Genomic DNA, 13,143 nt, shown 5'->3' on the forward strand with positions numbered 1-13,143 from the left:
CCTTCTATTTGTCCGATTGAATACGGGATACTAATGTCCCTTGCAAATAGTGCAATTTTTACGAAATCATGTAGTGGAGCGCCCCAGTCGTAACCATTAAAATCAACAACACCTACATATTTCCCATCACGTACAATTATATTTTCTAAATGAAAATCATCGTGTTGAAATCGATTTGGGCGATTCTTTAAATATATTTCATTTTCATCTATAAACTTAATGATTTTATCATCATTTTTTACTTTTATTCCACATGTTTTATATGCCTCTACATATTTCCGATGTTTTTTCATTGCTCTTTCATACCACGGAAGGATATCATTAGGAGCTTCATATGTATGCATTTTTGCTAAATCTTTTCCTGCCTCTATACCAATTTCATATTGTTCTTTTGCTGAATACGTAGGCAATAGTTTCTTCGCATCTTCCCCTTCTATATATGAAAAAATACCATAGCATAAATCTTCCTCTGCCAATAAACCCATTTCAATTAGTTTTTGAGCTTGCACATTACGTTTTTGCATTTCATTTAAAATTTGAAACTCTATTTTCTTTCTTTCATACTCTTTTATATCGCCTGTCCGCAATAAATATTTTTCATTATTCGCTTTCGTAATGATATATTTCTTATCAGGTGAGAAACCTTTAGAAATTTCTTCAATATTAACTGCATCTTTTACTATCTGTATATTGTTTAGCCATGCTGTAATTGTTTTCATGTATATTCCCCTTACATTTCTACATTTGGTGTATACGCTACTTCTAAAATAAATCCATTCGGATCGTAAAAATCAATTGTATAATACCCTTCCGAATAATGATTCATTTCAATTGGACCACGTATTATCTTTATTTTCGTACTAGAAAGAAACTCTGCTACCTCATCAACTACTTCTCTATGAATAGCTTGGTAACAAATATGTCTAGGACCTAACGTCCTTATGATTTCCTCGTCTACTTCCTTAAAATATATTTCACTTTCTCCCGTACTATATGATACTTCATTTAACTTTCTCCATCCAATTATGGAAAACAATATATCGTAAAAAGAAATAGACTCCTCTAAATTTGCTACCCAAAATTCAATATGATGAATACCTGCTCGAAGTGTATTCATATTAAGAATACGCCCCTTGTACTACTTGTACAATTTCCATAGGTGTATTGACCATATAATCTGGTGCATCTTTTTTCACTGTTTCAATGACATCATATCCCCAAGATACCCAAATTACGTCCACCCCTGCCTTTTTACAAGCCGCTACATCTCTCTGTTCATCACCAACGTATAACATATCTTTCTCCGTTATCTTTTTCGATTTTAAAAACCTTTTAATCATTTTATCTTTACCAAACAAATTTTTAGAACAATACACTTCTTGTATATTTTCTATATCATTATTGTGTAAAAATGCCCGAATATGCTCTTCTGAGTTAGAAGATATAACGGCAATCCCGTATCCTTTTTTATGGAGTTCATCTAATACATCCTTCATCCCATGGAACAAAATAAGATCTTTTATAGCGGGTTGATACAATTTATAAAACTCTAACGCTAATATCGGTAGTTTATACAATGGTACATCGAGTTGTTTACATCTCTCTGGCATCGTTAACTTGCGTAAATACTCAATTTCTTCTTCCCTTACCGTTTTATATCCGTGCTTTTCAGCAAGTTGATTATAAATTGGTACAAATATATTTTGTGAATCTACTAATGTGCCATCAAAGTCAAAAACAATATATTTTTGCATTGCCATACTCCCTTTACTTCTTTTTTCTAAACCTATTTTATTCAACACCATGGTTGTATTACCCTTCTACAAAAATAAAAAAGAACAAGATTTTCTCTTGTTCTTTTTAAGAAAGCCATTTTGGCGGTACATTCGTATTCCAATAAATATTCCCTAATTCATGGTGTCCTGAGTATCCATCATCAAAACGGTGATAGTGGAAATTAAAATAATAACCATCTTGCGGTGGATGATCTCTTCTTACATGAAATCGCAATAAGTCATTTCCTGATTTCGTGTCATACACATGAAAAATCTTTTCATTATTTCCGCCAGCTGGCCTTTGAGAAATCGCTAATGATTGCAGTGACTCCTCTGGTACATCACTTGCAAGCTCAGCAATTGCCTCTTCAATTTTCGGTAATATTACATCTTTAAACTCATCTTCAATTACTGGACCAATTTTAGTTCCAAACTTTTGCATCGACTGCTTCTCAGCTTCTTGCATTGCGTACGTAATAAAAGTATCAGTGGTTAACCTGTCATTCGTTTCTTCATATGTATAGGACGTACTCTCCAAATTTTGTTGCCCAGCTGTGCTCGTAGGCTTGTCCGCAGCTTTGGCATTATCAAGCAATATGGAAGGAGGCGTCACTAAACCAAATGTAAATACGGTAATTAATGCGACTAAGGTTTTTCTAAACCAATTTGGCATGTATGTTTCCTCCCCTTTCAATCATTATATTTTATATAACGGTTGTTTTCTCTATTATACAAAATGATTGTAATTTTTGCACTTTACAATTTTGTTAACGTTCACATATTTTTCACTTGAATATGGAATTGTAAGATTTCATACAATAAAATACAACAACAATGAGGAGGCGATCATATGTCTTTAGATGTCATGTATTCCGCCGCAAGCATACTCGTTTTAGCATATTTTCTTTATCAATGTGTGACAGATTAGAAAAAGAGCCATTTTTCGGCTCTTTTTCTATGGTAAAAATACAATCCAACCAATCCATACTATAAAAATAATCCCGGCAATTACAGCTGCTAATAAATAAAAATGAGAAAGGATAACTATTCCATATAAAAGGATTACTGGAAGTAATAAATAGCGATCTGCCTTCCATCTTAACAATAGTAATTTGCCTTCATCACAATATAAATGAAGAAACATTTTTTTCGCAAATTCTTTCAGCTGTATCTAATACGTGCGTACAAAGTAAAATTCCTGCCCCGCGTTCTTTTTCTTTATATAAATAACTTAAAAACTCTTTCGTAGCTACTGGATCTAAACCAATAAAAGGTTCATCAATGATATAAAAATCTGGTTCAGTTAAAAACGCCAAAATGAGCATCGATTTTTGTTTCATACCTTTTGAAAACTTTGATAAATACTCATGTTTATGTTTATGCATTCGAAACATATGTAATAACTCGTCCGCTTTCCTTTCCCAACTTCCTACTTCGTTCCCTCGAGCAGCCATTAATAGTTCAATATGTTCCCATAGCGTTAAATAATCATAATATGTCGGGTGCTCCGGCACATATGCATAAGGGTTTTTCTTTTCACCGAATGATATTTCACCATTCATATTTACAAGTAAACCGAGCATCGTTTTAATCGTCGTACTTTTCCCAGCACCATTTGCGCCAATAAGAGCAACTAATTCACTTTGCTCAATCGAAAAGGCAATATCATGAATTGTTTTTTCACCTATTTCATATCCAGCAGAGCGGATATTTACTTCTAACATACATTCCCCTTCTTTCCATTTCCAATACAAACAAGGAAAAGAATAACATATAACTATCTATATATCATTATAAAACATTTAAATTCATAGCAGGAATAAATATTTTTTAATAGAATAATAAATGTTTGATTACATTTTATTGGAGTGGATAATATGTCTTTTCAAATTCGCGAAGCGACGATAGACGATATAGATGCACTTTGCTCTTTAACAACAGAACTAAAAGGTTCCTCTATTTCATATGAAGATATGAACAATCGATTGCAATTCGTACAAATGAGTCCTTTTGATTTTCTATATGTTTACGAAGAAGAGGACACTATATTTGGATTACTTGGGTTTCGTATACGTGAAAATTTAGAAGATATAACTCGTTATGGGGAGATTTCAATTATTAGCGTTGATTCTACAATACGACGGAAAGGCATTGGACAAGTATTAATGGATTATGCAGAACAATTAGCAAAGACACATAATTGTATCGGCACATGGCTAGTCAGTGGAACAAAAAGAGTAGAAGCACATCCTTTTTACAAAAAATTAGGATATGAAGTAAATGGATATCGATTTGTAAAACATTTTTAAACTACTTATAAATTGAAAGGACTATAACTATGACAAACATCGAAGCTATTTTTATTGATCGTGACGGTACAATTGGCGGTGACACTACAATACATTATCCAGGATCATTTATATTATTTCCCTTTACAAAAGCATCACTACAAAAATTAAAAGCTAATCATATAAAAATTTTCTCTTTCACAAATCAACCAGGTATCGCGGATGGGATAGCGACTATAGCCGATTTCTCACAAGAATTAAAAAGCTTCGGTTTTGATGATATTTACGTATGTCCTCATAAACATGGTGATGGTTGTGAATGCCGGAAACCAAGTACAGGTATGCTTCTGCAAGCAGCGGAAAAACATGGACTTGATTTAACAAAATGCGCTGTAATTGGTGATCGCTGGACTGATATCGTTGCGGGAGCAAAAGTGAATGCGACAACGATTTTAGTACGAACAGGCGCTGGATACGACGCTTTACATACGTACCGAGACAAGTGGGCACATATTGAACCAAACTACATTGCAGAAAACTTTGAAGATGCGACAAATTGGATTTTAAATCAACTATAATGCAGATTAAAAGAGGCGCCTTCAAAATGAAAGCGCCTCTTTTAATCTAATATTATTTAAAACGTTAATTCATAATGGAAATAACGATTATCTCTTAAATATCCATTTTCAGCGTATAATCGCTGCGCTGATAAATTATCAATCTCCGTTTGTAATTTTACACCTTTTGCACCATTTTCTAAGGCAAATTCTTTCGCAGCTTCTAATAATTTTTTTCCTGTTCCTGCTCCGCGTTTAGTTGCTTGTACAAATAAATCATTTAAAATCCATAATTCTTTCATCGAAATGGAAGAAAATGATGGATATAATTGTGTGAAGCCAATATATTCACCGTCTTCAACTGCCACAAAAATAACGGATTCTTTTCTCTCGATTCGACTTCGCAAAAATACTTTTGCTCCTTCTAAATCGGAATCTTGTCTATAAAACATACGATAGTTATTAAAAACTGATGCTAGTCCATCTAAATCTGCAATTGTTGCCTCATATATTCTCATTTTACTCCATTCCCCTTCCAATACTGTCTCATTATATCCGTTGCCCATTTAGGCTGTACAATTTCTTCTTTCGGCATAAACTCTTTCATTATCGGCTTTATATCCAATATAGGTGTGCCATCAATAGCATCTAACCCCTCAACAATAATTGATTTACCTTCTCTTTTGATCACCTTTACAATTGTTGCCCCTATGCGATTCGGGCGATTTTTCCCACGCTGTGCAAAAATGCCTACTTTAGGATAATCATGATTATTTCTAGGATGTCTAGCAAAATATTGAATTTGTTCATCAGTTACTTTATGAAAATAAAAAACAACTTCAATATGAGAAAAATCTTCAATCCCTTGTATACTTTCCTCTGTATACATTTCAGTTAAAGTAATACAGGATCTTTCTTCTCCCCACTCATCATCTTTTATTTCCTTTCTTTCATTATGTACAAATGCGATTGGTTGAACCGAGAACATACGCATTCCCCCTTAAATGTAACCACTTACATTATAAAATATTTTCTGAATGTTTTCCACATACACGAACTAAGTTACATAATATAATTATAATCTATTTCGTAAAGCGAAATGAACTGCTTCAACTGCATGTATATGAGTTGTATCGAATATCGGAACTGATACGTCTTCCTGTTTAATTAATAAGCCTATTTCTGTACATCCTAAAATAATTCCTTGGGCCCCTTCTTGTATTAGATTTTCTATAACACTTTTATAATACTCTCTAGATTGAGATGTTATCTTTCCTAAGCACAATTCTGTATATATTACTTCATTTACCTTATCTCTATCCTTTTCTGATGGTACCACTACTTTTATATGATTCTCTTCAATACGTGACTTATAGAAATCTTGCTCCATTGTATATTTAGTTCCAAGCAAACCAACTGTTTGAATATTTTTTCTTTTAATTTCTTTTGCAGTTGCATCAGCAATATGTAAGATTGGAATATGAATATTCTCCTTTATTTTCTCAACTACTTTATGCATTGTATTTGTACAAATAATTATAAAATCTGCTCCTCCCTTTTGTAATGAATATGCTGCATTCCCTAGAATTTCTCCTGCACTATCCCAATCACCACTAGACTGATATCGTTCAATCTCTTCAAAGTCTACACTATTAATTAAACATTTAGCTGAATGTAACCCACCTAATCTACTTTTTATTTCTTCATTTATGATTCGATAATATTCAGCAGTTGATTCCCAACTCATACCACCAATTAAACCTATCGTTTTCATTAAACCTTACACCTACCTTACACTATTTTTTAAAGTTAATTACAACATTTTATTATGTATATTATACATAATAAAGCAAGACTTTACGTTTGAAATATAAAGCCTTGTTTTAACTATTTCCAAGGAAATTTTATAAGAATATTCTGAAATTAATCCCCTGATGTTTTTATTGAATCTTCATATTTATAATGAAAACATTCTCGATACAACTGTTTAATTTCATCATATGATGGCACACGTGGGTTATTCGCTGGACTTCCACTTTCAATTGCATCTGACGCCATTTTAGAAATAGCTTTTTCAAACTCAACCTCACCAATTCCGTATTCTTTTAAATTTGGAATACGAAGATCAAAACAAAGTTTTTTTATTTCCCTCAGTGTGTAGTTGGCTACTTCTTCATCACAATAGGAATACATATCTTTATTTAAACAATGTCCAATTTCCGCTAGTCTTTTTACTGCACTCACTTTTGTATATTCTAAAACTGTCGGTAATAGTATTGCATTTGATATACCATGTGGTACATGAAATAAAGCTCCTACTGGTCTTGACATTCCATGAACTAATGTAACAGATGCATTTGAAAATGCGATCCCAGCTTGTAAGGATGCTATCATCATCGCTTCTCTTGCCTCCATATTCTCACCGTCTTCATATGCAATACGTAAATATTTCATAATACTTTCAATCGCGGAAAGAGCTAGTACATCTGTAAGTGATTGTGAAACTTTAGAAATATATGCTTCGACTGCATGACATAATGCATCGATCCCTGTTGCTGCTGTAATATGAGGGGGTACCGAACATGTCAAAACCGGGTCAATAATCGCTACTTGTGGGGTAAAACTTGGATGTTTCATCATCATTTTTACATCTGTTCGTTTATTCGTAATTACTGCTACACTTGTTACTTCCGACCCAGTACCAGAAGTTGTTGGGATTGCAATAAGTGGTAGGGGATCATTGTCTATTTCCATTTCCTTTTGGACATAATCTTCCACTTCTCCACCATTTGTATATAACACCGCAACTACTTTCGCTGCATCGATACAACTTCCACCACCAATACCGATAATAAAATCACACTTTCCTTCTTTACAAAGTGTTAACGCTTCTAACACGTGTATATTTGTAGGCTCAGCATTCACTTTATTATATGTAATAACAGTTATACCTTTCGTATTTAATTGTTGTATACACCTCTCAACATATCCTAAATCCTCCATAATTGTATCCGTAACTATAAACGCCTTTTTCCCCAACTTTCTAGATTGTTCCCCCAGCTTTTCAAGCGAATTTCTTCCATATAATACAGACTTCGGCATACGAAACTCAGCAACTTCTTGCAAGTACACCACTCCTTCTTACCCTAATTAATGTTTTAGTTTATAAAATATCGACTTAATAAATTCCTGTTACAGTATAGAATGCAATTACTAAAAACACAGCAACCGTTTTCAAAACAGTAATTGCAAATATATCTTTGTATGACTGTTTATGTGTTAAACCTGTTACTGTAAGAATAGTAATAATGGCTCCGTTATGTGGTAATGTATCCATTCCTCCTGATGCCATTGACACAATTCGATGCATTACTTCTAATGGAATATCAAATTGATTGGCCGCTGCAATAAACTTATCTCCCATTGCACTTAAAACAATTCCCATTCCTCCTGATGCAGATCCTGTAATACCGGCTAAAATATTCGTCGTTACTGCTCCATTCACAAGAGGGTTTGTGAATGTGGCAGAAATGCCATCTCTCATAATTGCGAATCCTGGAAGTGCTGCGATGACACCACCGAATCCAAACTCAGCTCCTGTATTCATCGTTGCTAGTAGCGCTCCACCAATACTTGTATTCAATCCAGCTTGAAATCCTGTTACGACTCGTTTCCAATATAATAATAACGTTGTTACTATACCTATAATAAGTGCCAATTCTACTGACCAAATTCCAACTACTGCACTTAATTCTACTTTTCCAAATGCTTTCATACCAATTGCAGAAAAATCAAAACCATTCGGATACCACTTCGGTATCATAATAGTAAACACCTTATTCATTACACCTACTAAAATAAGTGGTATAAAAGCAATCACTTGCTGAACTCTTGTAATTTCAATACTTTTAAGTAACGGCATATCTTTTTGTTCTACTTGTAAAGAAGCTGCCATTTCAGTATCCCCATCGTTAAAACCAAAATACCCTTCTCCAGCTGCTTTCGCCTTCTTACGTCTACTCTCTAAATATAGTAACCCTAACGTAAGTACAAAAATTGCCCCTACAATACCAAGTATCGGCGCAGCATAAATGTCTGTTTTAAAAAACGTTGTAGGTATTACGTTTTGAATTTGTGGTGATCCAGGTAGCGCATCCATCGTAAAAGTGACTGCTCCAAGTACAATCGTTCCAGGGATTAAACGCTTTGGAATATTCGCTTGTCGAAACAGCTTAGCTGCAAACGGATATACAGCAAACACTACTACATATACACTAACACCGCTATAAGTTAAGATAGCACCCATTAATACAATCGCTAATATCGTACGTTTTTCACCAACTAACTCTATAATTGTCTTTGCAATCGAATCTGCAATTCCTGACATTTCTACTACTTTCCCAAATATTGCTCCGAGTAAAAATACAGGAAAATATAGTTTAATAAAACCTACCATTTTCTCCATAAAGATATTCGAAAAGAAAGGTAATACAAAACTAGGCTCTGTCAAAAATACCGCAAATAATGCAAATATCGGTGCAAATAAAATAACAGAAAATCCTCTATATGCTACAAACATTAGTAAACTAAGTGCTAATAATATAATAACTAGCTCCAATTATACCCCTCCTTTAAACTGAAAATTCAAACTTTTATAGATAAACTTCTACTAATCTTTTGATTCTGACACCCCTCCTCTTATTCATACAAATTTTTTATGCTAAAAATGTCTAATTATAAGTATTCGATTACATATGAAAAATCCCTTTAAACATAAACGAATTCATCATCATACGTTATAAAGGGATTTTCAGTCTCTATATTTACTTCTTTATCAAACTACTGTCTACACAAAAATGATGTAGTTCTTTTACATCATTTAGTATATGAGTCGCACCAACTTCAGTCAATTCTGTTTCACTACCATAGCCATATAGTATACCGATTGAAGCAATTCCATTATAATTTGCCCCTATTATATCGTGTTTTCTATCTCCAATCATAACAATTTCTTCTTTATTAAGGGCTTCATTTGTTTGTAAAATATGAGCAATGATTTCTTCTTTTTTTATTCTCGTACCATCTAAATTACTTCCAATGATACCTTCGAAATAATTTGTTAATTGAAAATGCTCTATAACTTGTTCCGCAAATACAGTAGGTTTTGAAGTTGCTATAAATAAACGATTTTCGGTATCTTTTAATTGTTTTAAAAGATTTGGAATACCATCGTATACATTATTTTCTAACAATCCACGCTGCTTTAAATATTCTCTGAAATAAAACACAGCTCGTTCAACTTCTCCTTCATTCATATTGTACCTCTCTACGAATGATTGCTGGATGGGTGGACCGATAAATGAGTCTAACTCATTTACATGTAATTCTTCAATTCCAATCTTTTGTAATGCATACAATACTGAATTTATAATTCCTTCTTTCGGATCCGTCAATGTTCCATCTAAATCAAATAGAAATGTTGTATACAAATTTAATCCCCCGCTCCTATTTACTTTACATATTATACGGAAGGCTTTTCATGCCTACCTTTTACTATACTACCATTATTTATCTTTTCGAAAAATTATTTCTTCTATGTCACATACTTTCCGTTACAAAGTGTAATACATATGATAAAGTAAAAAAGTTACAATTATTTTAATAGAATCTGATGAATTAGTCCTCTATAAAAATAGTAGGTGGGATAACAAATGACTATGCAAACAGAGCAAGATATAATTCGCTTAATAGAAAACGACGAATGGATGATGAACGTATTACAATTAGCAAAATCACTAGAATTACCTGATTGGTGGATTTGCGCCGGATTTGTTCGCTCTAAAATTTGGGATACTTTACATAACTACGAAGTAAGAACGACTACACCAGACGTTGATGTCATTTATTTTGATCCTTTTCGTAAAGATGAGTTATACGAACAATCATTAGAAAAGAAACTGATAAATTTGGATGCCTCTATACCTTGGTCAGTAAAGAATCAAGCTCGTATGCATGTGGTGAATAACATGCCACCCTATTCCTCTTCTATCGATGCTATTTCTAAATTTCCTGAAACAGCAACGGCTTTAGGAGTTACACTTGATGAGCTAAACAACGTCATATTAACGGCTCCATGTGGTATTGAAGATGTGATTGCCTTACAAGTGAGACCAACCGCCCATTTTCTTGAAACAAAAGAACGATTACATATGTACAATGCTAGAGTTACTAAAAAGAACTGGCAAAACAAATGGTCTAACATAACAATTACTTATCCAAAAATATAAAAAGGGAGCTTCGCATTATACGAAGCTCCCTTTTTACATTATTTCAAAAACTGAATGACTAATTCTGCATATCGATCTGCTTCCTCATAATGCGGGGTATGACCACTCTCTTCGAATACAATATACTTCCCATTTCGAGCATCTTTATTAAACGTTTCAATTTGTTTTTCACACGTTACTACATCATATTTCCCTACAATTAATAACACTTGATTTTGTAAATCTTTTATTTTAGGTAATAATGAAGTATGAACTGCTCCCTCTAATTTTAATCTATCAAAATGGATCTTGGAGCGATTTGAAAATACTTCCCACTCTTCATCACTATATAAACTCTCATCTGTCCCATCTTCCTTATAATTGTAAATCTCCATTCTTTTTTCTTCTAGTTCATCACTTAGTCTTATATAAGCTTCTAGCAACTCTTCTGAACTCGCATTGCTAGATGAATAAGCAAGAGACTCTTCTGCTACTTCTTCTTTTCCATACTTTTTTAATAAATGCCCTGTCTTTTGCAACAAAGCCCTGCTTGTTAATGCAAAATCAAAAGTTGGTCCTTCAAATATTATTTTCTTTATTGAACCTGGATATATCGACGCATATAGCAATGCTAAATATCCACCGAAAGAGTGTCCAATTATAGACCACTTCTTAATTTGTAATACTTTTTTTAATTCCTCACAGTCTTCAATTAAATCTTTTAATCCAAAAGCTTCGTCCTCAGTAATTTCTTCTGAGCGACAAACGCCTCTTTGATCTATCATAATTACATATAAAGAATCTTTTAAACGTTCCCCTTGATGAAATGAAAAATCATAGCAACTTTCTCCCGGTCCACCATGTAAGTATAGGACTGGTTTATTTTTAGGGTTTCCATGCGTTTCAACATATAGCTTTTTGCCTCTGATATGCATGTATTTCCCTGCTTCTATCAAATTCGCCTTTATGATCATCACCTTCTTTTTTACTGAATATTATAACACTTCATCTTAAATAATCCCTATTACATTTAAAAAGACGATGATGATTGCGAGTGGTGCTACAAATCGAAGTAAAAATGCCCAACAAGTAAATACTTTCTTTCCATAATTACCACCTACAAAAAACTCTGCTTCTTGTACCTTCTTCTCCATTTTGAATGAAACGAAAATACTAATAAATAGTGCTCCAAGCGGCATTAATATATTACTAGATAAGAAGTCTACTGCATCAAAAATATTCTTCCCGAAAATCGTAATATCACTCCATATCCCAAATGATAACGCTGATGGTATACCTACTAAGAAAATGCCGAAACCGATCATCCATGATAATTTCGTTCTCTTTTCTTGTTCACCATTTGCTAATGCTGAAACAACTGTCTCTAATAGTGAAAATGCTGATGTTAATGTCGCAAATGTAAATAGTGCAAGAAATACTGTTAAGAATAAACCACCGAATGGAATTTGACTAAATACTGATGGTAATACGATAAATAGTAATCCAGGCCCTTCTGTTGGCTCCATTCCTAATGAAAATACGGCCGGAAAAATAGCAAGACCTGCAAATAATGAAACAAATAAATTCAATCCAACAATTGTTATTGCTGATTTTGGTAAACTTTCTTTTTTATTTAAATAGGAACTATACGTGACCATAATCGAAATACCTATACTAATCGCAAAGAATGACTGGCCCATTGCAAACAAAATACTTTCTGAAGTAATCTTTGAAAAATCTGGTTGTAAGAAAAACTTCACACCTTCCATTGCATTATCAAGTGTTAATGAACGAATAATAAGAGCAACAAATAAAACGAACAACGCTGGCAACATATATTTACTTGCTTTTTCAATTCCGTTTTGTACACCTTTTGATACAACCCAAATCGTAATGAACATAAAAGCGAAATGTCCCATAATCGCCCAAGTCGGATTTCCAATTGTTTCAGTAAATAATGCTCCATAATTTTGTCCCGGAGTAATAAGTTGTCCCGTTACTCCTCTGAATAAATAAATGAGTACCCAACCACCTACAACGCTATAAAACGAAAGTAATATAAAACACGTTCCAACGCCAAGTCGTCCAATCCAGTGCCACCCTGTATTTGGTGCGATACTTTTAAATGCTCCAACCGCTTGTTTCTGTGTACTGCGACCAATCATAAATTCAGCTATAAGTAGCGGTAGCCCAATTAATACAGTAAATAATATAAAGATTAAAAAGAATGCTCCTCCCCCGCTCTTCCCAGCGATAT

15 protein-coding genes and 2 pseudogenes are annotated in these 13,143 nt (G+C 33.5%); 3 read left to right on the top strand and 14 right to left on the bottom strand.

Annotation, left to right across the window (positions count from 1 at the left end):
• From KI369_RS23540 to KI369_RS23565, 6 genes and pseudogenes are all read right to left on the bottom strand, one after another.
• Positions 1 to 719 (bottom strand): aminoglycoside phosphotransferase family protein (locus tag KI369_RS23540; RefSeq protein ID WP_212957585.1); only part of this gene is annotated, 719 nt, incomplete at its 3' end.
• A gap of 11 nt (positions 720 to 730) precedes the next feature.
• Positions 731 to 1,117 (bottom strand): VOC family protein, encoded by a 387-nt coding sequence (locus KI369_RS23545; RefSeq protein ID WP_212957586.1) that lies wholly within the window; start codon positions 1,115 to 1,117, stop codon positions 731 to 733.
• Position 1,118: 1 nt separating this feature from the next.
• On the bottom strand, positions 1,119 to 1,754 hold the full coding sequence (locus KI369_RS23550) for an HAD family hydrolase (protein ID WP_212957587.1): 636 nt from the start codon (positions 1,752 to 1,754) through the stop codon (positions 1,119 to 1,121).
• Between the two features lie 106 nt (positions 1,755 to 1,860).
• Positions 1,861 to 2,448 carry a YpjP family protein gene (locus KI369_RS23555; RefSeq protein WP_001134419.1) on the bottom strand — a complete coding sequence of 196 codons (588 nt, stop codon included), beginning with the start codon at positions 2,446 to 2,448 and terminating at the stop codon, positions 1,861 to 1,863.
• A gap of 282 nt (positions 2,449 to 2,730) precedes the next feature.
• Positions 2,731 to 2,934: pseudogene (locus tag KI369_RS23560) on the bottom strand (ABC transporter permease); the annotation flags it as partial.
• Positions 2,921 to 3,499 (bottom strand): annotated as a pseudogene (locus KI369_RS23565) (ABC transporter ATP-binding protein); the annotation flags it as partial. The pseudogenes KI369_RS23565 and KI369_RS23560, both read right to left, overlap by 14 nt.
• Positions 3,500 to 3,652: 153 nt before the next feature.
• Here KI369_RS23565 and KI369_RS23570 point away from each other — a divergent pair.
• Positions 3,653 to 4,084, top strand: a complete 432-nt coding sequence (locus KI369_RS23570) for a GNAT family N-acetyltransferase (RefSeq protein WP_212957588.1) — start codon at positions 3,653 to 3,655, stop codon at positions 4,082 to 4,084.
• 29 nt (positions 4,085 to 4,113) lie between these two features.
• Positions 4,114 to 4,641 carry an HAD-IIIA family hydrolase gene (locus KI369_RS23575; RefSeq protein WP_212957589.1) on the top strand — a complete coding sequence of 176 codons (528 nt, stop codon included), beginning with the start codon at positions 4,114 to 4,116 and terminating at the stop codon, positions 4,639 to 4,641.
• Positions 4,642 to 4,697: 56 nt separating this feature from the next.
• Here KI369_RS23575 and KI369_RS23580 read toward each other — a convergent pair whose 3' ends face one another.
• From KI369_RS23580 to KI369_RS23605, 6 genes are all read right to left on the bottom strand, one after another.
• On the bottom strand, positions 4,698 to 5,138 hold the full coding sequence (locus KI369_RS23580; protein ID WP_048540883.1) for a GNAT family N-acetyltransferase: 441 nt from the start codon (positions 5,136 to 5,138) through the stop codon (positions 4,698 to 4,700).
• Positions 5,135 to 5,608, bottom strand: a complete 474-nt coding sequence (tsaA, locus tag KI369_RS23585) for a tRNA (N6-threonylcarbamoyladenosine(37)-N6)-methyltransferase TrmO (protein WP_212957590.1) — start codon at positions 5,606 to 5,608, stop codon at positions 5,135 to 5,137. Before tsaA ends, KI369_RS23580 begins: the two co-directional genes overlap by 4 nt.
• A gap of 87 nt (positions 5,609 to 5,695) precedes the next feature.
• Positions 5,696 to 6,394, bottom strand: coding sequence for an aspartate/glutamate racemase family protein (locus KI369_RS23590; RefSeq protein ID WP_212957591.1), 699 nt, complete (start codon positions 6,392 to 6,394; stop codon positions 5,696 to 5,698).
• A gap of 149 nt (positions 6,395 to 6,543) precedes the next feature.
• Positions 6,544 to 7,746 (bottom strand): iron-containing alcohol dehydrogenase, encoded by a 1,203-nt coding sequence (gene eutG, locus KI369_RS23595; protein WP_212957594.1) that lies wholly within the window; start codon positions 7,744 to 7,746, stop codon positions 6,544 to 6,546.
• A 52-nt stretch (positions 7,747 to 7,798) separates the two neighbouring features.
• Positions 7,799 to 9,238 (bottom strand): GntP family permease, encoded by a 1,440-nt coding sequence (locus KI369_RS23600; RefSeq protein ID WP_097844610.1) that lies wholly within the window; start codon positions 9,236 to 9,238, stop codon positions 7,799 to 7,801.
• Between the two features lie 205 nt (positions 9,239 to 9,443).
• Positions 9,444 to 10,109: an HAD family hydrolase gene (locus KI369_RS23605; RefSeq protein ID WP_212957596.1), complete on the bottom strand. Its 666-nt coding sequence runs from the start codon at positions 10,107 to 10,109 to the stop codon at positions 9,444 to 9,446.
• A 222-nt stretch (positions 10,110 to 10,331) separates the two neighbouring features.
• Between KI369_RS23605 and KI369_RS23610 the strand changes: the two genes are divergently transcribed.
• Positions 10,332 to 10,907, top strand: coding sequence for a nucleotidyltransferase family protein (locus KI369_RS23610; protein ID WP_212957598.1), 576 nt, complete (start codon positions 10,332 to 10,334; stop codon positions 10,905 to 10,907).
• Between the two features lie 38 nt (positions 10,908 to 10,945).
• On the opposite strand, the gene KI369_RS23615 is transcribed toward KI369_RS23610, so the two are convergent.
• A complete protein-coding gene (locus KI369_RS23615) occupies positions 10,946 to 11,860 on the bottom strand; it encodes an alpha/beta fold hydrolase (RefSeq protein WP_212957601.1) in 915 nt (304 codons plus the stop codon).
• Positions 11,861 to 11,896: 36 nt separating this feature from the next.
• Positions 11,897 to 13,141, bottom strand: coding sequence for a sodium-dependent transporter (locus KI369_RS23620; protein ID WP_238484948.1), 1,245 nt, complete (start codon positions 13,139 to 13,141; stop codon positions 11,897 to 11,899).
• Positions 13,142 to 13,143 lie beyond the last annotated feature (2 nt).

Source organism: Bacillus sanguinis (assembly GCF_018332475.1).
Classification (GTDB): domain Bacteria; phylum Bacillota; class Bacilli; order Bacillales; family Bacillaceae_G; genus Bacillus_A; species Bacillus_A sanguinis.